Here is a 25,069-nt window from a genome sequence, read left to right as displayed (position 1 = left end):
TCTCTCACCTAACCGTTTCTTCGCTACTTTCTTTTGCACGCCATAAAGCGATTGCTTTTTTTAACGACTCTTTATATTCATCTTTTGGATTTGAATCAATTACAATACCCGCTCCAGCTTGCACATGCGCTTGTCCATCTTTAGCAAGTAGTGTTCGGATTACAATATTCAATTCCGTATCTCCAGAATAACCAATCCAACCAATTGAACCCGTATAAATTCCTCGGCGAACAGGTTCTAATTCCTCAATGATTTCCATCGTACGTATTTTCGGGGCACCGGTAATTGTCCCACCAGGAAATACAGCCTTCACCAAATCGAAAGCATCTTTATCTGCTTCCACCTCACCACGCACATTAGAAACAATATGCATAACGTGTGAGTATTTTTCAATTACCATAAATTCATCTACTTCAACAGTGCCATATTTACAAACCCGGCCCAAGTCATTTCGTTCTAAATCCACAAGCATTACATGCTCTGCTCTTTCCTTTTCATTTTCAATTAATTCTTTCGCTAATTCTTCATCCTCTTGCTCACTTGCTCCTCGAGAGCGCGTACCAGCAATCGGTCTTGTACTCACTTCTTTTCCTTGCTTTTTAATTAGCAATTCAGGCGAAGCACTAACAATTTGAAAATCTCCAAACTCCAAGTAACCCATATATGGAGATGGATTAATTTCACGAAGACTTGTATATATTTCTAGTGGATGTGTTTGTAATGTTCTTTCTTGTCTTGTCGACAAGTTTACTTGAAACACATCACCCGCTCCAATATATTCTTGAATACGTTCAACGGCCTTCATAAAGCCCTCTTCCGTAAAAGCGACTGCTTCATTTTTCTTTTCAGGACATTCAAACGGCATAGTCACTTCGGGGGCTTCTTTCATCCAAAGACCCTTCCATTCATTTAATCGTTCTTCTGCCTCTTCACACTCATCTACATAATGCGTAATAATCCATAATACTTTCTCCTGTTGATCATACACAAACACGTCATCAAATAACAAAAATAATATGTCAGGTATATTAATATCATCCTCCGCAAGAGAAGAAAGTTTTTCAATATAACGGATACAATCATAACTAAAGTATCCAATTGCCCCACCCTGAAAAGGTGGGTACTCCGGATTATAATCCGTTTTCCATTTCTCCATATACGCTTGCATTAAATCTAATGGATTCCCTCGCTCTATTGTTTCCTTACCACTTTCACTTATATGTAACGTCTCATTCTTACCCTGAATTACCGCTACTGGATCCAGCCCAACAATGTTATAACGACCACCACGTCCACTTTCTAACAAAATATGTTGCGGCTTATCCTGAGAAAGAAATTTATATTGCTTAAAGAAATCTAACTGATATGGAATAGAAAGCGCTAAAGATTTTCTTCGTTGCATATCAACACCCCGTCTTCTGTTATCCCACCCTCTTAAGCCAATCAACTCAAACTACATAAAATTATTTATATAGAGAATGATTATACTTGAGGGCTAGTGAAAATAAATTAATTATACTACTTCTTATTTTACATGAAGTTTTCTAGTCATTCACTCTTTTCCTTTTTCCAATCAAAAAGAAAAAGCATCCTTTTTTAAGGATGCTTTTTCAAATCACATTCAATTATGACTCAAATTGATAAAGCGGTGTACTTAAATAACGTTCACCGTTACTTGGGATAATAACAAGTACCTTTTTCCCTTTACCTAATTTCTTCGCAACTTCTGTCGCTGCGTAAACGACCGCTCCTGAAGAGATACCCACTAAAATACCTTCTTCTTTAGCCACTCTTCTTGCATATTCGAACGCTTGTTCTGTTTTCACTTGGATAATTTCATCATATACCTTTACATCCAATGTCTCCGGAACAAACCCCGCTCCAATTCCTTGGATCTTATGTGGCCCTGGCTTTCCACCAGATAATACTGGTGAATCCGCAGGTTCTACCGCGTAAATTTTGATATCTTTATAAGCTTCTTTCAGTACTTCACCGGCACCTGTAATTGTTCCACCTGTACCAATACCTGCGATAAACGCATCTAATTGATCCCCCATCTGTTCAACAATTTCTGGACCTGTTGTTATACGATGGATTTCTGGATTCGCTTGATTTTGGAACTGTTGTGGTATAAAGTACCCATGTTCTTCTGCTAATTCAGTTGCCTTTCGAATTGCTCCGCCCATTCCTTCAGGTCCTGGAGTCAATACTAATTCAGCACCGTAAGCGCGTAATAAATTACGACGCTCAATACTCATTGTTTCTGGCATTACTAAAATTGCCTTATATCCTTTAGCAGCTGCTACCATCGCTAAGCCAATACCTGTGTTACCACTTGTCGGCTCAATGATTGTATCGCCCTCTTTTAATAATCCTTTATTTTCAGCATCTTCAATCATAGCTAACGCGATACGATCTTTAACACTGCTCCCCGGATTCATAAATTCTAATTTTAAGTATACATCTGCGCTGTCTGATTCTACGATGCGGTTCAACTTAACGATCGGCGTTTTCCCGATTAATTCTGAAACTGATTGTGCCACTCGCATTCCTGTCACTCCTAACACCGAGTATTTTTATTGGTTTTATCTATATTTAGATTTTGTCAGAAAATTCCCTGTTTGTCAATCTATTCGGGTGGCTGATTCTCCGCCTAAACTTCTTTATTACAGGTTCTCAATTAGACTTGTAATATCTTCTTTAGCGAATTTATGTCGTTCATTACAGAAGTGACAGTGAACTTCCGTCTCTTCTTCTTCTGCACGAATTTGTTCTAGCTCCGCTTTCCCTAAACTAATTAGCACACTTTCAATACGCTCACGTGAACATGTACAATTAAATTGAACATCCATTGTTTCTAGCACTTTCACTTTATCTTCTCCAAGCACTTCATACAGTAATTCTTCTGGAGAAAGACCTTGTTCGATTAATTGTGATACTGGCGGGATTTGTTGAAGACGCTCTTCAATAAATGAAATTGTCTCTTCCTGCGCACCTGGCATAATTTGAAGAATGAATCCACCCGCCGCTAATACGCTATCATCTCCATTCACAAGAACACCAACACCTACAGAAGAAGGTGTCTGCTCAGAAACCGCGAAATAATATGTGAAATCTTCCCCTAGTTCTCCTGAAACAATGGGAGATTGACCAATAAACGGTTCACGCATACCGATATCTTTAATTACCGTTACAAATCCTTCTGTACCTACCGCTTGATATACACGTAATTTCCCTTGTTCCGTTCCTTCAAAATCAACATGCGGATTCGTTACATAACCACGTACATCCCCATTTGCATGAGCATCGACTAAGATAGGACCAATCGGGCCGTTACCCTCTACTTTAATCGTTAACTTCTGCTCGCCTTTTAACATAGCACCCATCATTGTACCCGCAGTTAAAGAACGACCAAGTGCCGCTGAAGCTGTTCTCCATGTATCATGACGCTTTTGCGCCTCACTTACTGTATTTGTTGTACGTACACTATAAGCACGAACCTCTCCATTAAACGCTAACGCTTTTACTAAATAATCTTTCATACTTATTTACTCACCCTTCTCATGTTGTAAATTTGCATTACGCTCATATAACATATACAAACCTTTTAACGTTAAAAACGGATCTACAATATCAATTACATTTGATTCTTCTGAAATTAATTTTGCCAATCCACCTGTTGCAATAACTTTCGGTTCTTGCTTAGCTTCTTCCTTCATACGCTTAACAATACCTTCCACTTGTCCAACGTATCCATAAAGAATACCTGATTGCATTGCACTTACTGTATTCTTCCCGATAACACTGCCCGGTTTTGTAATTTCAATACGAGGAAGCTTTGCTGCCCTGCTATATAAAGCCTCTGCCGAAATCATAATTCCTGGCGTAATAACGCCACCCATATAATGCTTCTCTTCGTTAATATAACAATATGTAGTAGCCGTACCAAAATCAACAATAATAAGCGGACTTCCATATAAGTGGATTCCTGCTACTGCATTTACAATTCGGTCCGCGCCTACTTCACGTGGATTTTCATATTTAATATTCAAGCCAGTTTTTATCCCAGGCCCCACTACAAGCGGTTTAATTTTAAAATACTTTTCACACATACGCTCTAAAGCGAACATAATTGGCGGTACGACTGAAGACACAATAATACCTTTCACATCTTCAAAAGAAAGACCTTCATGCTCAAGTAACTGCTTTACAAGCATCCCATACTCATCTTCTGTTTTATGACGATCTGTTTCCATGCGCCAATGCTGACGAAGTTCCCCCTCTTCAAACACACCTAGTACCGCATTTGTGTTCCCTACATCCAATACAAAAATCATATTCTCACCACTTATCTTATTTAATCTATATTTGCGCAGTATGTATAAAACTTATAAAAACATCATATCACACATACTTATATAATCAGTTTTTCTATACTCATCATTGTACAAAAAGATTACTCTCTATTTCAATTTTTAATAATAGTTTCATTCAATTTTTTTTGCCACTTAAATTCATTCCACAAAAAAAAGGAGTGACTATTGTCACTCCTTCGTTTCTTACTTATCTTCTGTATCTTCATCGTCTTTCTTCATATTGATGTTTACTTTCACATCATCTGAAGATGTTGGACGCTCAGGTAATCTGCCATAATCATATAAATGATTAATTTGCTCTGCATCTAATGTTTCTACTTCAAGTAACGTTTTCGCGATAATATCAAGCTTATCTCGTTTTTCAGTAAGAATTTGTTTCGCACGAGCATAACAGTCTTTAATAATTATTTGCATTTCCACATCAATTTCATGCGCGATTGCATCACTGTAGTTTTGTTCTGAATGGAAGTCTCTTCCTAAGAATACCTGACCACCTTGTGAGCTACCAAATTGCATCGGTCCAAGCTTATCACTCATTCCGAATTCTGTAACCATACGTCTTGCAATACCAGTCGCACGTTGGAAGTCGTTGTGAGCACCTGTACTTGCTTCACCAAATACAATCTCCTCAGCTACTCGACCACCAAGTAAACCAGTGATTTTATCAAGTAACTCTGGTTTTGTCATGAAGTAACGATCTTCCTTCGGAAGCATTACCGCATATCCACCAGCTTGACCACGAGGGACAATTGTTACTTTATGAACGATATCTGCTTCATCAAGGACAACACCAATTACAGTATGGCCAGCCTCATGGAATGCAACGATATTACGTTCTTTTTCAGAGATAACGCGACTTTTCTTAGCTGGACCTGCAATAACACGATCCGTCGCTTCATCGATGTCACTCATATCAATTTTCTTCTTATCTTGACGCGCAGCTACTAAAGCAGCTTCGTTTAATAAGTTTTCAAGATCGGCACCAGAGAATCCTGGTGTACGAGTTGCAATTGCTCTTAAGTTGACATTCTCATCAAGCGGTTTATTACGAGCGTGTACCTTAAGTACAGCTTCACGACCATTTACATCTGGACGATCTACTGTAATTTGACGGTCAAAACGACCTGGACGTAATAACGCTGGATCAAGAATATCAGGACGGTTTGTCGCAGCGATGATAATAATACCTTCGTTTGCACCGAATCCATCCATTTCAACAAGCAATTGGTTCAACGTTTGTTCACGCTCATCATGACCACCGCCAAGACCCGCGCCACGTTGACGTCCTACTGCATCAATTTCATCAATGAAAATGATACAAGGAGCATTTTTCTTTGCATTTTCAAATAAATCACGTACACGGGATGCACCGACACCGACGAACATCTCTACGAAGTCAGAACCACTAATAGAGAAGAACGGAACGCCTGCTTCACCTGCAACAGCACGTGCTAGTAAAGTTTTACCTGTACCTGGAGGTCCCACTAATAGAACACCCTTCGGAATACGGGCACCAACTTCAGCGAACTTACGAGGGTCTTTCAAGAATTCAACTACCTCAACAAGTTCTTGTTTCTCTTCATCCGCTCCAGCAACATCTCTGAAACGAATTTTTTTCTTTTCATCATTGTATAGCTTCGCCTTACTTTTCCCGAAGTTCATAACACGGCTACCGCCGCCCTGAGCTTGGTTTAATAAGAAGAAGAATAAAATGAAGATAATGACAAACGGAATGATAGAAGTAAAGAACGTTACCCAAGCACTTGTTTCTTCTGCTGGTTGATACTTAACTTCAGCCCCTTGCGCTTTATCATTAATTTTCTTTTGTAATTCCTCAGTATTTGGTGCATAAGTAACAAATTGTTCTCCTTGGCTAGAAGTCTTGAATTGTCCCTTTACCTCAAACACACCATTTTTCGGTTGAAGCTGCACATTACGCACTTCACCTTTTTCAAGTTGAGTAATGAATTTATCGTAGCTAACTGATGTCGTTTTTTGCGTCGAACCATTAAAATAGCTCACGATTCCAATTACTACTAGGAATATCAGTAAATAAAAGATGGTATTACGGAAGATACGATTCATTCCTAACCTCCTCTCACGGCATAAACACTATAGTAAATCGTAACATAAAAAAAATTTCCTATACAATTGTAACGCCTATATTTAATTAATTTGAGTAAACACTTGGTTTTAATACTCCTACATAAGGAAGATTACGGTACTGCTCTTTATAATCTAATCCATATCCTACAACAAATTCATGAGGAACAGTAAATCCAACATAATCTGCTTTCAGATCAACCTTACGGCCTGTTGGCTTATCTAATAAAGTAACAATTTTTACAGATTTCGCTTTACGATATTTAAACAGGTCCACTAAATAGCTTAGTGTAAGACCGCTATCAATAATATCTTCAACGATTAAAATATCGCGACCTTCTACCGAAGTATCAAGATCTTTTAAGATTTTTACTTCGCCTGTCGAAACTGTAGAGTGACCGTAGCTAGATACAGCCATAAAATCCATTTCAAGATATGTATCTGTTCTCTTTAATAAATCTGCCATAAATGGCATTGCACCCTTTAGTACACCAATCGCAAGAGGTACTGTATTTTTGTAATCCTCTGCAATAACTGCACCTAGTTCGTGTACCTTTTCTTGTATTTGTTCTTCAGAAATTAATACTTTTTCGATATCTTGATTCATCATTTCATTATCCTCCCGGAAGACTCCTTGCTTTTGTAGTGAATAATCATGTATTTACCCTTCTTTGCTAGCTCTTTCGAAGTAGCAAACGCAGATCGTTTCAACAAGGGTACCCAAATAATATTTCCACTTGCGTCACAAACGATCGGCCATTCTTCTCTTTTTTCTTTTGGTACTTTTGCTTCGATAAAAACAGCTTTTATCTTTTTTGTACCATCCATACCTTGCATTGACATGCGATCTCCATTTTCCCTAGACCGAATACGAAGTGGATACGATATATCATTATACTTAGCAACAAATACTGTTTCATTCATGTTACTCGGTATATCTTCGCTCACCTCTGTTACAAGTTTATCCCCATTCGGCAATATAATTGTCCCAGGTACTGATAAATCTTGCGAAAAAGGAGAAACAATTTCTTGTTTAAATCCAAAACCACATTCTTCGTATGTGCGAACAATTTTCAAACCACCTGGAAAATCTAGTGAACCTGAAGGTTGTGCCCGCTTAAAAAATTCAATCACCTTGTCAATATGTATAGAAGAAAGCGAAGATGGAATCTTATATTCATAAAGATAGTTTAATATTAGTTGAATCCCTCTTCTTTGTAAAGGCATAGACATGGATTCAAAGGCAGGAATTGATAAGCTAATTTGTTTATCGCTTTTTTTTGTAATTACTTTATTCATTTTCTCAAAAGCTAATTCCTGCAAATAAGCCTCATCCTCTTGCATCTGCACGCTAAATTTTTGAAATTTCTCATGCATTTGTGGATTTTCTTCTTTCAAATAAGGAAGGACATATTTACGTAATCGATTCCTTGTATATACTTCTTTTTTATTACTCGGATCTATACGCGGAATAACTTTTAATTTATTACAGTAATCAACAATTTCTTCCTTAGTTACCCCAAGTAACGGCCTAATTAAATATCCATTATGAAAAGATCGCTTCACTGCAATTCCTGCGTATCCTTTCGGAGTACTCCCTCGTACAAGGCGCATTAAAATCGTCTCTACTTGATCATCTCCATGGTGACCAAGAGCTACATATCTCGCATCATATTTCTTCATTATTCTTTCCAAAAATGCATATCTGCATTCTCTAGCTGCAACTTGTGCATTCATTCCATATTGCTGTTGATATTGCGACACATTAATCCTTAGCGTTTCACAAATAACTCCTAGCTCTTTGCAAAGACCCTGTACAAACTGTAAATCCTCATAAGATTCATTACCTCTAAACATATGGTCCACATGTGCTACTACAATTTCTAGCTGTTTTTCTGCCCTTTTTTCTAACAAATAATATAAAAGAGCCAAAGAGTCAGGACCACCAGAAACCCCTACAACAATTGTTGAATGTTTCTTTAATACATCATGCTGCTTTACAAAGTCATCTACTTTTTCAACAAATGCATCTTTCAACTTCGCAATCACCTTTCATTAAACAAGAACAACAACATTAGTTACCTTGTATATAATGGTACAACTTTTACAAACATTGTGCAAAAAAAAGATGTACAAAATCCATATTTTTATCTTACATCCCTCCTGTATATTTAACAAAGTAATCACATTACCTTTTTAATCAAAAAAACCTAGGCATCTACCTAGGTTTTTTGATTATTTTATTGCGCCTGCATTCCTACTATTGGAATCGTAGCCCACTTCGGCATATTTTTCTTTACTTTCGCCACCACAATAGTCATATCATCATTTATATAACCATCACCAGAGCGAATTACTTCTTCCATAATAATATCAGCGATTTCCTGTGGGTCCTCTGTTTGTAGTTCTTTAATTTTACGTTTTATCCATAATTCGTGATTCTCCACGTGTTGCGCTCCCTCAAAGATGCCGTCACTCATCATGATAAGAAGATCACCCGTTTTTAATTGCTCACCAACCACATCAACTTCAACATCTTCAATGATTCCCATCGGCAAATTACTTGCCTCAATTTTCAAAATATTATTTCCGCGTTTAACAAAGCTCGGCGTCGATCCAACCTTTAAAAACTTCGCACTCGCATCCCTTAAATCTACCATAGCCAAGTCAAGCGTTGTATACATCTCCTCTGTCGTCCTTAAAGAAAGAATCGAATTGATGGACTTAATCGCTATTTCTTCATCAATACCTGATTGAAGTATCTTTTGTAATAATTTTACCGTTTCCCTGCTCTCCATATGAGCCCTTTGTCCATTTCCCATACCATCACTAATCGCAAGTGCATATTTACCAACGCTCAAATCCATCATCGCGTAGGAATCACCTGAAATAAACCCACCACCTTTTGCAGCTGTGGCCAATCCTGTATCAAGAGAATACGTCTTCGCTGAACCAAATGATATTAAACTGTGCCCATTTGGATATGAGGATTTCTCTTCATGCTTAACGACGATATTCTCTTTTAAAATATCTGAAAGCATTGGAGCAACCAACTTCTCACATTCCCCATGTTCATTAGATGCAGCCGGAATCAACATTTCAATATCAATACTTCCTCTATCTAAACAATAAATATCAACATGCTCCACTTCGACACCAAAATCACGAAACGCTTGTAAAATTTGCTCCTCCTGCGCTTGATGGTTCTCTCTTTCTCGTTGTATCTCCTTAGCGAAATCCTCCATCACTTTTGATACACCTAGTAATTGCTCCGCTACAATTCTACGATTTTCCTTCATTTGTTTTCTTAACTTCTGCCCCTCATAGAAGTGATCTAATTCACCCGCTACCAAATCCGTTACTTTCTTCCCTCTCACACAATGCTTGTCCCATTCACGAACTAACTTCCGATTATGCTGCAGCGTTCCTTCTTCTGTTTCACTCATTATTTGTTTCATATAATCGTATGTTTTATCAAAATTAACTACCCAACATTGATCCTTCTTAAAGCATGTTTGACATGTTTTTGCAGTAATTGTACTTAAAAATAAATCAGCTTCTGTTTCTTTATCTTCCTCCTCCACATACCCGTATACAGAAAAGCTATTAGACAAAGCAGCAAATACATTAGCAAATTGATTGATTTTGTTTGCTGTAACATCGCGCACTCTTCTTAAATATTGTTGTTGATCCTGTGAATGTTCCTGTGTACCCGGCATAAATTTAGCAATACGATCCATAATAAGCTTCGGTGTTAATAAGAAAAAAACAATTGCTACACCAGATTCAATTAAAGTTGTTACAATACTTGTTTGCTTGTCTACATATAATGTAATTAAGCTTGTACCAATTAATAAACCTAAACTAACTCCTATACGCTTCCCTTCTTTTAACAATCCCCCAAGCAATCCTGAAAAGGCAAGGAGACTAAGTTGAGACAAGCTCGCCACATTTGCTAAACTTAATATTAACCCAGTGACAACTCCTACCGTGGACCCTGTAGCTGCCCCTGCAATAAAGGCAAATACTAATACTAAATATCTAGTGAAAATATGTTGAATAGAAGCATCATAAACAAACCAATCCGTTGTGCCCGTTAAAACAGATGCTAGTAATATAATTAAACAAACAATTTCTTCTGTTTCTAACGCTTGTTGCTTCCCTTTCCTTTCCACTAAAAGCGGAACACTTTGTAAAAATATCATCGTTAATACGAAGCTAAGCCCCGCTTCGATCGTACTGACGAGCAGATCATACATGGTGACGGTTTGCTGTGCAAAATATACAACAACTAAATGTGCGGTTAATGCGGAGATAAATACTTGGAATGGTACAAGTCCAACAGTTTTACGTGTAAACCGACTAAAGAAGATATTATAAATAAAGAAGGTAAAGATAGATGCAAAAGTAAAAAATAAATTATCTATTGAAACTGAAAGTGCTCCCCCCATTAGGGCTAAGAACGCGAGCGGCATTTTATCTCGCTTCATAACATAAACAGCAGCAAAAAACGGCAATGCAAACGGTAAAATGTTTGTTAATATATATGCTCGTCCCAAAAGAAAACCAATAACAGCAATAATGAATCCCCATCTAAAGAAAACTTTTTCAAACTTCATTCGCAACTTACTCGTCCACTTTATTGTTCCAAGCTGACTTTCATTCATCGCCAATGCACTTGTATTCATAGTATTCCTTCCTGCTTTAGGCATATTTTTAACACCACCTGCATAGTTTAATTACTGTTATTATAAAAGATGATTATTGGTTTTTTTGTCAAAACAACAGTTTTGACTTTTATAATCGTTCGACTTTTTATTCGAAATAAATCTACATATATACATAGTATTTAAATTATTTAAAGATAGTTGAAAGAATGTTCAGAAAATATAGGGTGATTTTGTAGAAGTATTGTACGTCTTAATTTATATTTAACAAAAAAAGACCATGCAAGTTTGCATGATCTTTTTAGATGACCCGTACGGGATTCGAACCCGTGTTACCGCCGTGAAAGGGCGGTGTCTTAACCACTTGACCAACGGGCCGTTAAATTAAATATAGCGGCGGAGGGGATCGAACCCCCGACCTCACGGGTATGAACCGTACGCTCTAGCCAGCTGAGCTACACCGCCATGTCGTCGTATTTAACGGACAATTAGTATATTACATCAGATATATTTTAAAGTCAATACATCTCAAAAACTTTTTTAAAAATATATTCTCTCACATAAAAAAGTACCCGAGTAATTACTCTGGGTACCTCTCTATATGTTAAGAATTAAACGGACTTATTATCCGCGACGTGCGCCACGACCACCACGTTTAGATTCTGTGTTACGCTTTAAAGAAGTTAAACGATCTTCACTATCTTTTAAAAAGCGTGCCATCTTTTGCTCAAATGTTTCTTTTGGAGCTCGTTCGTTACCGCCACCGCGGTTATCTCTGTTGGAAGAACGATTATTATTACGTTGTGGACGTCCAGAACGTTGTTGATCACCACCACGTTGGTATTCACCACGCGGACGATCTCCTTCTGTTTTTTCACGTTCTTTCGCTTTCTTAATAGATAGGCCAATTTTGCCATCTTTTTCAACATTGATAACTTTTACTTCTACTTGGTCGCCTACTTTTAAGTGATCGTTAATATCTTTCACATAATTATCAGCAACTTCACTAATATGAACAAGACCTGTTAAGCCTTCTGGCAGCTCCACAAAAGCCCCAAAATTTGTAATACCTGTTACTTTACCCTGTAACTTGCTGCCTACCTCGATTGACATAAAAAAAATGCTCCTCCTTAGTGGTTAAAAAGTCAAATTTTACTTTATTATATATAATCCTAAAATGTAGTGTCAATAAGACATACTCTACTTAGAAACAGGAAAAATTATCTCCCCTTTTCCGGAGAAGAAATAATCCCTTCTAGCAATCTTTAAAACGTACTCTTCATCATTCAACTTTTGAACTTCATCTTTTAGATTCTTTTCTTTTTTCGTTAATGAATCCAGTTCTTTTTTCATGTCCTTAACTTTTGCTTCTTTTGCTTTAATGGAACTGTTTTGTTGATAAAACGTCACACTAATACTAGCAATAATTGTAAAAGCAAAGACAAGAAAAACCGCTAAACGGCGATAAAGTCGCTTCCTGTTCTCATCCGTTTGTATTATATGTTCTTTAACAGGATTTGGACTCTGTTTTTCGATTGTTCTTTGTCTCAGTTCCCTCATTTCCGAGGTCCCCCTAACTTCTTTTTTATACGCACCCATAATTGGAAGATATGTCCCTTCAATTTTGCTACATATTGCAGGAACCCTACATGCTTCATTATAAAAAGTTTAACACGATTAGGGAGAAGTTTCCATATGAGCGAAGCAATAAACCGAACAGGCGAGAAAAAAACTTTCCATATGAAAAGTAATATCCAAATCACCATTTTCCATAACACATGTCCAATTGAAAGCAGTATACGAAATAAGAATAATATAAATGCAATAAATAGCTGTGCTATAATAATAACAGGTTTTATCATGAGTAGCTGTATAATTCGAACAAAAAATTGTGTTGTTTGTACAAAAATATAGATGAGAAAATTTAACATCTTCATGTATAGTACTTTCAATAAGCTTTGATATGCTGCAAAACCACATAGTAACGCCAAAAATACATATATACGTAGTTCGGCTTCATTTACACGCAGTAATACATAAAAAACGAATAATGCTTGGACAATCCAAAATAGTATATCATGTATAAATACAAGCCAACGTTTACGCTCTTGGCGTTTTAAAAACCGTTGGTATGTATCTAAAGAAGCACCAATCCAAGCACCCATTCCAATCATCGAAAGCATTGTATACAACTGAATTGTTAGGCTCATTTAAACAGCTTACTAAAGAAGCCTTTAGTTTTCTCCCCTTGGTTCTCATCAATATACAACATTTCATGAACTTTCCCTTTAATTGATACAACACCCTTTTCTACATCTAAATTCTTCATTTGCAAATTTTGACCACGAATTGTTAAAAAACCCATTACAGTCTCGAGTAAAAACTCTTCGCTATCAAAACTCTCTACTTGCTTTACACCAGTAATATCGATTACACGCCTGCCACGCATGATAATATCATGCTCTACAGAAACATTTTGTTGATTAGAAGACATAGGTGAGTAACCATTATTCACGAAAATCCCCCCATAGCTTTATACTAGCTAATAGTAATGTATGAAGGGCTAACCTATTTTAGAACAAGCCTTCTTCCGCTTTCACTTTTTCCTCACGAACAAGACTATACATGTTTGCTGCATCTTCTTTTTTAGTTGTTTCTTTCAATTCATTTACTTTCACAGTTACTATTTTTTGCCCGAAACGAATTGTTAATTCATCCTCTACCTTCACATCTGAACTCGCTTTTGCCACTTGGCCATTAATCGAAATTCTTCCTTGGTCAGACACTTCTTTTGCTAATGTTCTTCTTTTAATTAAACGTGATACTTTCAAAAATTTATCTAGACGCATATCAAATCCCCCTATTAACGCTCTGTTTGTTTTGCCTCTTCCCATAAAACATCTAACTGTTCTAATGATAAATCTTGCATTTCCTTATTCATTTCAGCTACTTTTGCTTCCATGTATAAAAAGCGAGCCATAAATTTCTCATTAGTTGAACGTAACGCTTCTTCTGGATCTAATTTATAATGACGAGCTATATTAACAAATGCAAATAGTAAATCACCAAATTCACCTAGCATCTTTTTCTCATCCATGTTTACAACTTCTTGTTGGAATTCTTGCCATTCTTCTAAGGCCTTCTCTATCATCGGCTGCACATCAACCCAATCAAATCCAACCTTTCCAGCTTTCTTCTGAATTTCATAAGCACGCATTAGTTGTGGCAAGCTTTTTGGAATACCCGCTAAAACAGATTCTTTCACGAATCCCTTTTCTTGTTTTTTAATTTCTTCCCAATTTGCAATCACTTCATCAGCATTATTTACATCCGTATCCCCAAACACATGCGGATGACGACGAACCATTTTCTCAGCTAAAGTCCGAATAATGTCATCTATAGAGAACCAACCTTCATCCTCTCCAATTTGGGCATGAAGCATAACTTGTAATAATATATCACCTAGTTCTTCTACTAAATGATCATCATCCTCTTCATCAATTGCTTCTAGCACTTCATACGCTTCTTCAATTAAGTATTTCTTTAAAGATTGATGAGTTTGCTTTTTATCCCATGGGCAACCATTCGGTCCACGAAGATCAGCAATAATTGCTCTAAGCACATCAAACTGCTGATATAAGGACGCACGTTCCTTAACCGGCGGTACATACACACTCGTTAAATTATTTAATTCTGTTTCGTGATCTAACATGTATAACGATACCTTTTTCACTTGCTCGAATGAAGTCCCTGCAGCTGTTACGATATACACTTCGTAATCATCTGGCAAAATCTCCATTAACGTTAGCTTCACATCTGAAGCAACGAATGCATCATACACTTGGCAAAAGATTAAATGTTGACGTAATTCTAATTGCCCTCTTTCAAATGATGTAGCATCAATTAATTGGAACCCTTCGATCGGATCAATTTTTAGACTTGCAAACATCGGATCAAGGAAACTTTGTCCACCTTCAATTCGCACTTCAATATTTGCTGCTTCTCCTTTTTCCAAAAGTAGCTGAACTGTTCTTTCTGCTACAAGCGGATGACCTGGAACAGCATAAATAATTTCTGCGCCTTTAGCTTGTTCTAGCAATGTATTCGCGATTGTTTCATATACGATTTCAAATGTATCATGTGCCTCATATACATTATCAAAGGCCGTATACTTTATAGCTTCTTTCTCCAATTCTTCTATAACTGGGTGTTCCTTCGTTCTAACAAACATATGGTCTGCTTCTTTTATCTTTCGATATACACCCATCGTTAACTGATCTAACTCACCAGCACCTAATCCTAAAACAGTAATGATTCCACTCACAACCAGTCACCTCTATCCACTCTTCTTCAATGAACCTTCTTTTTTCTCTTGTTTCATAACGGTTCCTAATTCTTCTTTTGTAAATACACGTAATTTTAAAATTAAAAACATATATGCTAATCCGCCGATAGCTACACCTAGCAGCGCTTCAAGCGTCGCAATTCCTCTATGTCCTGTATCAATTACTAATCCAGACATTCGCAACACACGCATAAAGATTATTAATACAAACCCCATACAGATACCACTAATAACTACACCTAACATATTCCGCTTATCAATAAGCGGATCTGATACAGCTCGCATAAGCAACACACTATTTAGCAAGGCAATTACAATAAGCGCAACTAAAGTTGCAATTGCAGCTCCCTTCACACCAAAATAAGGCATTAATATATAGTTTAAAGCTAGCTTCAAACAACCTCCAAATACAACGAATATTGCTGGTTTTAATGTTTGTCCCAACCCTTGCAAAATAGAAGCAGTTGTAATTGACAATGAGCTAAATAAAATAGATAAAGATAAAATCGATAACACATCTGATCCATCACTATTTTCAAACAACATAATATTTGTAGGTTGAATAATACAAGTTAATCCAATAGCAGCTGCAAATCCAATAACGAATGTTATTTTCATTGCTAACTTTACCTTTTCTTGAATAAAAGAAAGATCTCCTCTTTCTTTCGCCGCTGTAATAATAGGAATAAGTGACAATGAGAAAGAAGTTGTCACAACAGTACCTAATTGCATAAGCGGGATACTTCTATCATAAACACCTTTTAGTACCTTTGCATTTTCAACTTGCTCTCCCGCACGAATAAGCAAAGTATACAAGGAAATAGAATCCGCCATTTGTATAAAAATAAGGACTAAATTACTAACACAAATCGCTAATCCCTGCCAAAAAAGGATTCGAACAATCCCTTTTTTATTTCTAATTCCCTTCCATCCTTTGAAGAAAATAGCATGGAAATCATGACGCATATAAAGTAAAAGTACGATAATCCCAATAAGCCCGCCTGCAATTGAACCTAGCATGGCACCCGCACCAACTGTATATAAATCAAATCCATGAGCAATAAGGAATAGTGATAAAAATACAATAATAGAAACACGAATCGTTTGTTCAATTACTTGCGAAACAGCCGTCGGCATCATATTATTGAAACCTTGAAAATATCCTCTCGCTACAGATAAAAATGGCATTAGTAGGAATGAAAACGAAATAACACGTAATAATTTATCTAAATGTATATCGCCCATAGCCGATGCAATTGTTTTGGCCCCAAAGAATAATGTGAAAAATCCTATAAAGCCAATTCCTAATAAAAACCAAAAAGATACACAAATAATTTCTTCTGCTTCTTTTTGTTTTCCTCGTTCTAATCTTTCTGCGACCATTTTTGAAATAATAATGGGAAACCCATAAGTAGCTAAAATCAAACAAAATCCATAAAACGGATAAATTTGTTGGTAAATATAAAAACCAACATCACCCGCTATATTTTGATATGGAATACGGTAAAAAGCGCTTAATACCTTCGTAACAAAACTTGCGATTGTTAATATAATAGCCCCACGCCAAAAGGCTTGGTACTTCTTCGCTTCCATACAAGAAAACTCCTTTTTCTATTCTCACCCCTCGTATTATATCACAAAGAAAAACTGGCTCTCCTTCATATTCCTTACATTCACTGACTTCTTTCAACAGCAAAAATATTCAATGAAAAAAGGTAGCAAAGCGCTACCTTCGTTCAATATACTTATATCTCCAAATAGTTAATTTCTCAAATAGAAATATCATAATTAGGAAAGATTGCTACTTATAGAAATTACACTTCGCTACTGCTCCATTTGTTTCGCTAAAAAGCTTGCAGCTGTATTTACTGATTTATGCTCTACTTCACTTATAATAGCCTCTTTAGAGAAGATAACGACAGCTCCGATTGGATCTCCATTTGCAATAATCGAGCCAATTGTATAAGAGCTCACTTTTTCTGTTACTCCATCAATAATTGAAATTTCGCTTTCATCTGTCATAATTACAGACTTACGCTCTTCCATTGTCTTCTCAATTAAATCGCCAACACTTTTATTTAAGTATTCTTTTTTAGATGCGCCTGCTACTGCGATAATAGAATCACGATCGCATACAAGCACATTATGTCCTAAGCTATCGTATAAAGCTTCCGTATATTCCTTTGCAAAATTACCTAGTTCACTAATTGGAGAATATTTTTTCAAAATCACTTCTCCATCGCGATCAACAAATATTTCTAGTGGATCTCCCTCACGAATACGTAAAGTTCTACGAATTTCCTTCGGAATTACTACCCTGCCTAAATCATCAATTCGACGTACGATTCCAGTTGCTTTCATTCTAATGCTGCCTCACTTTCTACTGATGATCAAAGTGGTGAATTTACCTGTTCATGTAAAAATCACCAACTATTAAACATAGTATTTTACACATTAGTTCTTCTATGCACGTCGAATTGTATTTTTTATCTTATATTAGGCATTTATTACTTCTTTTTTTACATCTGGCAAGCCTTTTAATAAATTTTCAGCAATTGTTAACCATTTCGACGTCTCTAATCCATTCGTTTTCATCACAATTTTCAATTGTGACCCCTCCATACCAAGACCGATCATACGGCCAAAACTACTTCCTAGCATGAATAATTTTCCACCATCTATATTTTGGCTCGCTTGTTCAGAAAACAGGAATGTTACTTCAAATTTATTTTGCTTAATTAACTCAATTTGTTCTTTCATTGCCAACACTTTAATGTTTGCAATTTGTAATAAATAACCAACTTCTTGTGGATAATCACCAAATCTGTCGATCATCTCTTCCTGCAACTCTTCAATATCTTCAATTGCAGAAATACCTCTAAATTGTTTATACATCATAATTTTTTGTTTACTATCTGAAATGTACGCATCCGGTAAATATGCATCTACTTCTAAATCAATTTCAACATTAACGGTATTTTCAACTCCGTCTGTTCCTCTACGTTGCTCAATTGCATCTTTTAACATTTGAGAATATAGATCAAATCCAACAGAATCAATAAATCCATGTTGTTCTGCCCCTAACAAATTACCCGCACCACGAATTGATAAGTCTCTCATCGCAATTTTGAAACCAGATCCAAGCTCTGTAAACTCTTTAATTGCTTGCAGACGCCTCTCTGCAACTTCCGATAACACTTTATCACGTTTGTATGCAAAGTATGCATACGCGACGCGATTAGAACGTCCAACACGACCACGAAGCTGATACAACTGTGATAATCCCATACGATCTGCATCAAATACAATTAATGTATTTACATTCGGAATATCTACACCCGTCTCAATAATTGTTGTACTTACAAGAACATCATGCTGCCCTTCTAAAAACGATAGCATAACAGACTCTAATTCACCTTCATTCATTTTCCCATGTGCGTATGTTACACGAGCATCTGGAACCAACATCGAAATTTCATCTGCTTTTCTTTCAATATCCTCCACACGGTTATATAGGAAGTAAATTTGACCGCCTCTTGCCAACTCTCGCTCTATCGCTTCTCGCATTAACGCCGGATTATACTCTACTACATATGTTTGTACTGGGAAACGATTCTCTGGTGGTGTCTCAATAACAGATAAATCGCGCACACCAAGCATAGACATATGAAGTGTACGTGGAATCGGAGTTGCCGTTAATGTTAACACGTCAACATTTGCTTTTAATTGTTTAATTTTTTCTTTATGTGTAACGCCGAATCTCTGTTCTTCATCAATAATAAGAAGTCCTAAATCTTTATAAGTAACATCTTTAGATAAAATACGATGCGTTCCGATTACAATATCCACCGTTCCATCTTTTAAACCTTTAATCGTTTCATTTTGTTGTTTTCGTGTGCGGAATCTACTTAGTAACCCTATATTAATCGGGTAATCTTGAAAACGCTCTCGAATTGTTTCATAGTGTTGTTGTGCAAGGATTGTTGTTGGTACTAAAATCGCAACTTGTTTTTCATCCATAATTGCTTTAAATGCCGCACGAATAGCTACTTCAGTCTTTCCATATCCTACGTCACCACAAAGAAGCCTATCCATCGGACGTCCGCGTTCCATATCTTTCTTAATCTCTTCAATAGAACGTAATTGATCCTCTGTCTCTTGATATGGGAATAAAGATTCAAACTCTTGTTGCTCTGCCGTATCTGGTGTATATGCATAACCTTTTGAGGCTTCACGCTCGGCATATAATTTAATTAGGTCATCTGCAATGTCTTGTACAGATTTTTCAACTTTCGTTTTGACCTTCTTCCAATCATTTCCGCCTAATTTATAAACTTTTGGTTCCTTACCTTCAGACCCTACGTATTTTTGCACTTGATCAATTTGTTCAATTGGAACGTATAACTTATCATTACCTTGATATTTAATATTTAAATAATCTTTATGAACACCATTAATCTCTAATGTCTCAATACCTAAAAATTTACCTATACCATGATTTACATGAACTACATGGTCTCCAACTTTTAATTCCGAATAACTTTTAATACGTTCAGCGTTAGATAACTTTTGCTTACGTTGTGATTTTTTAACCTTCTTATGAAAAAGCTCCTTTTCAGTAATGACAACAAACTTTTGCATCGGCATTTCAAAGCCTGCATGTAAATCACCTACAGCAATTTGTAACCTTCCAGGCAATAAGATATCTGTCGCCTCTACAATGTCTGCATCAATATCATAATCACTTAAAATATGTTGTAGTTTTTTTACACGTTCATCATCTGTTCCAAGCACAACGGTCGTAAAATTACCTTCATTCCATCTATCAATTTCAGTTTTTAACAAATGCATCTGTCCGTGGAAATCTTGCATCGTTTTACATGTCACATTCACAATATTTTGAGGATGTGTGTGTGCTATATGGCGTAAGAATAACGTTAAATATACAAAACTTCTTTTTTTATTATGAAGAAACTCCTCAAACGAGTGGGAGAAAGATAAATCCTGAATAATTGTTCCTTCGCCAAGAAGTGAGATATACCATTCCGCTTCTTCTGTTTCAAGATGTGATGCTGTTTCTTGAATACGGGAAATCTCATCTAAAATCACAACACCATTTTCTGGTAAATAATCTATCAGACTAGCAGGTTCTTTATAGAAAATAGATAAATATTTAAACATTTGTTCTATACTTTGCCCGTTTTTCAACATTTCAAGTTCATGACTAACCGTCTCAAGCACAGTAGTCTTTAATTTATCATCGGAAAGCTTTTGCATCGTCTTAGTCAAACCTTCTTCAAGATGCTTAATTCCCGATTTCAATTCTTCCTGTGAAAATAAAAACTCTGTTGCCGGACCAAAACGAACACTTTCCCTTTTATCTTGAGAGCGCTGTTCTTCCACATCAAATAATCGAATAGAATCAACCTGTGTATCAAAGAATTCAATACGAAATGGTAATTCTTCAGTTAATGGGTAAATATCTAATATTCCCCCGCGTAGACTAAAATCTCCTGGAGCTTCTACCATCGACTTACGCTCATAACCAATATGATGTAAGGTATGCAAGAGTGCATCTAAATCAATCTCTTGCCCTAGATTGATTTCAATTTGCCTTTGCTTCCATAATTCTTTTATTGGTAAAAACCTACGCAGCCCTGCAACTGGCGCTACAATAATCCCATTCTCTCCTGCAGCTAAGCGATTTAACACTTCAATACGCTGTGCCTTCAATTCTGGACTTGCAACACCAACCTCCGATGCTATCAATTCATTTACCGGATATAGCCAAACATCTTTTTCACCAAGTAACGCCACTAAATCTTCATGTACTTTTTGTGCTTGGTATAAATTGTGCGTCACGATAAGTTGTGATTGCTTTGTCTTTTTATATAAAGCTGCCATTAATAATGAACGAGAGGATGTTGCCATACCCGATACAAGTTGTTCTTTCAACCCATCTTCTAGCCCATTAATAACCGATTGTATTTCTTCATTTTTATAAAATTGCTCTAATAAACCTATCATTTTCAAAACTCCTCTCAACATAAAGAGCAAGTTACTATATTTTATGCAAATATTTTGGAAAAAGAAAACAGAAAAATGCTTTGGACACGCCAAAGCGACAACATTTTATTGCAGAAATTTTTCATATTCATAATACTCAGGATAAGATGCGAGCGTTTCTTGACACGATTCACAAATCGTTTTTATATATATATTTCCATTCTCATGAAAATGAATCATATCCACTACTTCTTGCTCTGTTAGTTGAAACAAAACGTCGCTATATACTTTTTCTGCGATAATGGAGCCCACATTACTTCCACAATGTCTACAGTAATAATAACCTTCCATACTAGCCTCCTAAATATCCAATTGCTACTAGTATGGGATAAAACAAAATAAAATATTCCTGATTGTGCGCTTAACTATTAAAAGTATTCATGATTTGGAGAAAAGGTTTATTTAACCATTCCTCACATGCATCTGCTGCATTTTCAATGGATTGATTAACGCCAGATATTTCTTCAGATGTAAAACGTCCTAATACGTAATCCACTACTTTCATCCCATTTTTCGGACGATCGATTCCCATGCGGATACGTTGAAATTCTTGTGTTCCTAAATGTGAAATTGTTGATTTCACACCATTATGTCCACCCGCACTACCTTTCATGCGAAGGCGTAATTTACCTACAGGAATATCTAAATCATCGTACATAACAATGAAGTCCTCGACATCAATTTTATAATAATCCATGAGCGGACGGATACTTTCCCCAGATAAATTCATATATGTAAGTGGCTTTAGTAAGATTACTTTTTCCCCATTAACAAAGCCTGCGCCAAATACCCCTTTAAACTTTTGTTCATTCAAAGAAATACTCCAACGTTTTGCAAGTTCATCGATTGCCATAAATCCAATATTATGCCTTGTTAATTCATATTCTCTACCTGGGTTCCCAAGTCCTACTATTAATTTCATTCTTGTACCACTACTTTCTTTTTTCGATACGAAAAGACGTAACCAAGCTTGGTTACGTCTCATTCTATCCAATTAATTGAATAATACACTTACAGATTCTTCTTCGTATACACGAATGATTGCTTCTCCGATTAATGGAGCAACTGAAAGTTCATGTACTTTATCAATTTTCTTCTCTTCTGGTAATACGATAGAGTTCGTTACAACTAACTCTTTAATATTCGAATTTTGAATACGCTCAATTGCTGGACCAGATAATACTGGGTGTGTACAGCAAGCATATACTTCAGAAGCACCGTTCTCAACAAGAGCGTTTGCCGCTAATGTAATTGTACCAGCTGTATCAATGATGTCATCAATTAAAATTGCTGTTTTGCCTTCGATGTTACCGATAATGTTCATTACCTCAGATACATTCGGACGAGGGCGACGCTTATCAATAATAGCGATTGGCGCTTTTAGGCGATCCGCCATTTTTCTAGCACGCGTTACACCACCGTGATCAGGAGATACGATTACGATATCTTTAAGGCCTTTTGCTTCAAAGTAGTCTGAAAGAATCGGTACACCCATTAAGTGGTCGATCGGGATATCAAAGAATCCTTGAATTTGCGGAGCATGTAAATCTAGAGTGATTACACGAGTTGCACCTGCTGTTTCAAGCAAGTTTGCTACAAGTTTCGATGTAATTGGTTCACGAGAACGCGCTTTACGGTCTTGACGCGCATAACCATAGTAAGGAATAACAATATTAATTGTTTTTGCAGATGCACGTTTTAATGCATCAATCATAATAAGTAATTCCATGATATGTTCGTTTACTGGGAAGCTTGTAGATTGAATAATGAATACATCGCAACCACGGATACTTTCTTCAATGTTAATTTGAACTTCTCCATCACTAAAACGATCAACAGAACATTTTCCTAGTCCTACTCCAATATGCTTTGCGATTTGCTCAGCAAGTTCCTTATTAGAGTTTAAAGAGAATACTTTCAAATTAGAATTTAGATATTGAGTCGACATCTAGATTAACCCTCCACATTATGATTTTTTCTTATTCAGCAATTGATCAACATAGTCTTCTTTGTTAACTTGACGTGCACGTGCTACTGATAATGCTTTTGATGGAACATTCTCTGTTATTGTAGAGCCTGCTGCCACATAAGCACCATCTTCAACTGTTACAGGAGCAACAAGGTTTGAATTACATCCAATAAATACCCCGTTACCAATTACAGTTTTAAATTTATTCTTGCCGTCGTAGTTCACCGTAATTGAACCACAACCAAGATTCACGTCTTCTCCAACTTGTGCATCCCCGATATAACTTAAGTGTGAAGCTTTACTTCTATTACCAAAAACAGTTTTTTTGATTTCTACGAAGTTTCCAACGCGCACTTCATCTCCAATAACTGAATCTGGGCGAATATGTGCAAATGGACCAACTGATACTTCTGTACCAAGTTTGCTGTCATGTACAGTAGATTGACGAATTACCGTACGATCTCCAATTTCACTATCGCGAATTACTGTATGCGGTCCAATTTCACAATCAGAACCAATTACAGTGTTCCCCTCAATAACCGTTCCTGGGTGAAGAACTGTATCACTACCAATAATTGCATCCGCAGAAATGTATGTGTTACTTGGATCAATAATTGTAACACCATTTACCATGTTCTTTCTGTTGATACGATTTTTCATAATAATTTCCGCTTGCGATAGAGCGACTCTGTCGTTAACACCTAACGTTTCATCGAAGTGCTCTGTTTGATAAGCTGATACAATATGACCTTCATTTTTTAAAATTTCAATAACGTCCGGAAGGTAATATTCGCCCTGTACATTATCATTTGAAACTTTAGAAAGTGAAGCAAATAAAGCTTTATTATCAAAACAATACGTACCTGTATTGATTTCTTTAATAGCTAATTCTTTTTCATTCGCATCCTTATGCTCAACAATCTTTTCAACATGACCATTCTCATTACGAACGATACGGCCATATCCAGCAGGCTCTTCTATGTACGCTGTTAGTACCGTCGCCATTGCTCCCGCTTCTTCGTGTTGCTGAAGTAATGCTTCCATCGTTTCAGCAGTTATTAGAGGTGTATCACCACAAATAACTAAAGTTGTTCCCTCTTCATTTGCAAGTACACTTGCAGCTTGATCGACAGCATGAGCTGTACCAAGTTGTTCTGCTTGTAATGCAAACTCACTTACGTTTCCTAGCTGTTCTTGTACCTTTTCAGCACCATGTCCAACGACTGTTACAAGTTTCTGCAATCCTAATTGAGATACTTCATTGACTACATGTTGTACCATTGGTTTTCCACATACAGGATGCAGCACTTTGTATAGCTTGGACTTCATACGTGTGCCTTTACCTGCAGCTAGAATCACTGCAAATCTGTTTGACATATAGACCCTCCATCGCAACCTATTTATCCATTAACGATATTATCCTAAATCATCATATATTTCAAGAAACACATTATAACTATTAAATTTTACCATAATTCTTATAAGATGTTTTACTCTTTAGTATCTTTTTTAAGGAATAAGCTATACTATTTTAAATAAAGAT

Annotated in this window: 21 protein-coding genes and 2 tRNA genes; all 23 read right to left on the bottom strand. The window is 36.5% G+C overall.

Going from position 1 to position 25,069, the window contains the following annotated elements:
• Positions 1-4: 4 nt before the first annotated feature.
• Positions 5-1,402, bottom strand: coding sequence for an anthranilate synthase component I (trpE, locus tag MR155_RS27075; protein ID WP_242311561.1), 1,398 nt, complete (start codon positions 1,400-1,402; stop codon positions 5-7).
• A gap of 223 nt (positions 1,403-1,625) precedes the next feature.
• A complete protein-coding gene (cysK, locus tag MR155_RS27070) occupies positions 1,626-2,549 on the bottom strand; it encodes a cysteine synthase A (protein ID WP_113938519.1) in 924 nt (307 codons plus the stop codon).
• Between the two features lie 117 nt (positions 2,550-2,666).
• Positions 2,667-3,542 carry a redox-regulated molecular chaperone HslO gene (hslO, locus tag MR155_RS27065; protein WP_002091564.1) on the bottom strand — a complete coding sequence of 292 codons (876 nt, stop codon included), beginning with the start codon at positions 3,540-3,542 and terminating at the stop codon, positions 2,667-2,669.
• A gap of 6 nt (positions 3,543-3,548) precedes the next feature.
• Positions 3,549-4,337 carry a type III pantothenate kinase gene (locus tag MR155_RS27060; RefSeq protein WP_002009692.1) on the bottom strand — a complete coding sequence of 263 codons (789 nt, stop codon included), beginning with the start codon at positions 4,335-4,337 and terminating at the stop codon, positions 3,549-3,551.
• A gap of 222 nt (positions 4,338-4,559) precedes the next feature.
• Positions 4,560-6,461, bottom strand: coding sequence for an ATP-dependent zinc metalloprotease FtsH (gene ftsH, locus MR155_RS27055; RefSeq protein ID WP_002091565.1), 1,902 nt, complete (start codon positions 6,459-6,461; stop codon positions 4,560-4,562).
• 85 nt (positions 6,462-6,546) lie between these two features.
• A complete protein-coding gene (gene hpt / locus MR155_RS27050; protein ID WP_002124550.1) occupies positions 6,547-7,089 on the bottom strand; it encodes a hypoxanthine phosphoribosyltransferase in 543 nt (180 codons plus the stop codon).
• Positions 7,086-8,516: a tRNA lysidine(34) synthetase TilS gene (tilS, locus tag MR155_RS27045; RefSeq protein ID WP_002107305.1), complete on the bottom strand. Its 1,431-nt coding sequence runs from the start codon at positions 8,514-8,516 to the stop codon at positions 7,086-7,088. Before tilS ends, hpt begins: the two co-directional genes overlap by 4 nt.
• 203 nt (positions 8,517-8,719) lie before the next feature.
• Entirely contained in the window at positions 8,720-11,191 is a 2,472-nt protein-coding gene (gene spoIIE, locus MR155_RS27040) for a stage II sporulation protein E (protein ID WP_242311560.1), read from the bottom strand.
• A gap of 261 nt (positions 11,192-11,452) precedes the next feature.
• Positions 11,453-11,524 (bottom strand) — tRNA-Glu (locus MR155_RS27035).
• A 13-nt stretch (positions 11,525-11,537) separates the two neighbouring features.
• Positions 11,538-11,611, bottom strand: a tRNA-Met gene (locus MR155_RS27030).
• A gap of 159 nt (positions 11,612-11,770) precedes the next feature.
• On the bottom strand, positions 11,771-12,259 hold the full coding sequence (locus MR155_RS27025) for a S1 domain-containing RNA-binding protein (RefSeq protein ID WP_002063394.1): 489 nt from the start codon (positions 12,257-12,259) through the stop codon (positions 11,771-11,773).
• A gap of 87 nt (positions 12,260-12,346) precedes the next feature.
• Positions 12,347-12,706 (bottom strand): cell division protein DivIC, encoded by a 360-nt coding sequence (gene divIC / locus MR155_RS27020; RefSeq protein ID WP_002124547.1) that lies wholly within the window; start codon positions 12,704-12,706, stop codon positions 12,347-12,349.
• Complete coding sequence (gene yabQ / locus MR155_RS27015) at positions 12,703-13,356, bottom strand: spore cortex biosynthesis protein YabQ (protein ID WP_113938522.1); 654 nt, start codon at positions 13,354-13,356, stop codon at positions 12,703-12,705. The genes divIC and yabQ overlap by 4 nt, the downstream gene beginning before the upstream one ends.
• Positions 13,353-13,661, bottom strand: a complete 309-nt coding sequence (gene yabP / locus MR155_RS27010) for a sporulation protein YabP (protein WP_001059101.1) — start codon at positions 13,659-13,661, stop codon at positions 13,353-13,355. The genes yabQ and yabP overlap by 4 nt, the downstream gene beginning before the upstream one ends.
• 58 nt (positions 13,662-13,719) lie before the next feature.
• The gene (locus MR155_RS27005) at positions 13,720-13,995 is read right to left on the bottom strand and encodes an RNA-binding S4 domain-containing protein (protein WP_002009677.1); all 276 of its coding nucleotides are present in this window, start codon (positions 13,993-13,995) and stop codon (positions 13,720-13,722) included.
• Positions 13,996-14,009: 14 nt separating this feature from the next.
• On the bottom strand, positions 14,010-15,470 hold the full coding sequence (yabN, locus tag MR155_RS27000) for a bifunctional methyltransferase/pyrophosphohydrolase YabN (protein ID WP_219300691.1): 1,461 nt from the start codon (positions 15,468-15,470) through the stop codon (positions 14,010-14,012).
• A gap of 12 nt (positions 15,471-15,482) precedes the next feature.
• Positions 15,483-17,084: a putative polysaccharide biosynthesis protein gene (locus MR155_RS26995; RefSeq protein WP_219300693.1), complete on the bottom strand. Its 1,602-nt coding sequence runs from the start codon at positions 17,082-17,084 to the stop codon at positions 15,483-15,485.
• Between the two features lie 231 nt (positions 17,085-17,315).
• Positions 17,316-17,852 (bottom strand): stage V sporulation protein T, encoded by a 537-nt coding sequence (gene spoVT, locus MR155_RS26990; protein ID WP_002009670.1) that lies wholly within the window; start codon positions 17,850-17,852, stop codon positions 17,316-17,318.
• 135 nt (positions 17,853-17,987) lie between these two features.
• Positions 17,988-21,518: a transcription-repair coupling factor gene (gene mfd / locus MR155_RS26985; RefSeq protein WP_002009668.1), complete on the bottom strand. Its 3,531-nt coding sequence runs from the start codon at positions 21,516-21,518 to the stop codon at positions 17,988-17,990.
• A gap of 105 nt (positions 21,519-21,623) precedes the next feature.
• Positions 21,624-21,848, bottom strand: coding sequence for an anti-sigma-F factor Fin family protein (locus MR155_RS26980; RefSeq protein WP_002091576.1), 225 nt, complete (start codon positions 21,846-21,848; stop codon positions 21,624-21,626).
• Positions 21,849-21,918: 70 nt separating this feature from the next.
• Positions 21,919-22,479, bottom strand: a complete 561-nt coding sequence (pth, locus tag MR155_RS26975; RefSeq protein ID WP_002144538.1) for an aminoacyl-tRNA hydrolase — start codon at positions 22,477-22,479, stop codon at positions 21,919-21,921.
• A 72-nt stretch (positions 22,480-22,551) separates the two neighbouring features.
• Positions 22,552-23,505 carry a ribose-phosphate diphosphokinase gene (locus MR155_RS26970; RefSeq protein WP_002091580.1) on the bottom strand — a complete coding sequence of 318 codons (954 nt, stop codon included), beginning with the start codon at positions 23,503-23,505 and terminating at the stop codon, positions 22,552-22,554.
• Positions 23,506-23,523: 18 nt separating this feature from the next.
• Entirely contained in the window at positions 23,524-24,903 is a 1,380-nt protein-coding gene (glmU, locus tag MR155_RS26965; protein WP_002091584.1) for a bifunctional UDP-N-acetylglucosamine diphosphorylase/glucosamine-1-phosphate N-acetyltransferase GlmU, read from the bottom strand.
• Positions 24,904-25,069: the final 166 nt, after the last annotated feature.

This window comes from Bacillus cereus group sp. BfR-BA-01331, assembly GCF_022663915.1.
Classification (GTDB): domain Bacteria; phylum Bacillota; class Bacilli; order Bacillales; family Bacillaceae_G; genus Bacillus_A; species Bacillus_A mycoides.
Note: the sequence above shows the minus strand (reverse complement) of the source record. Positions and strands in the feature narration are given on the sequence as shown.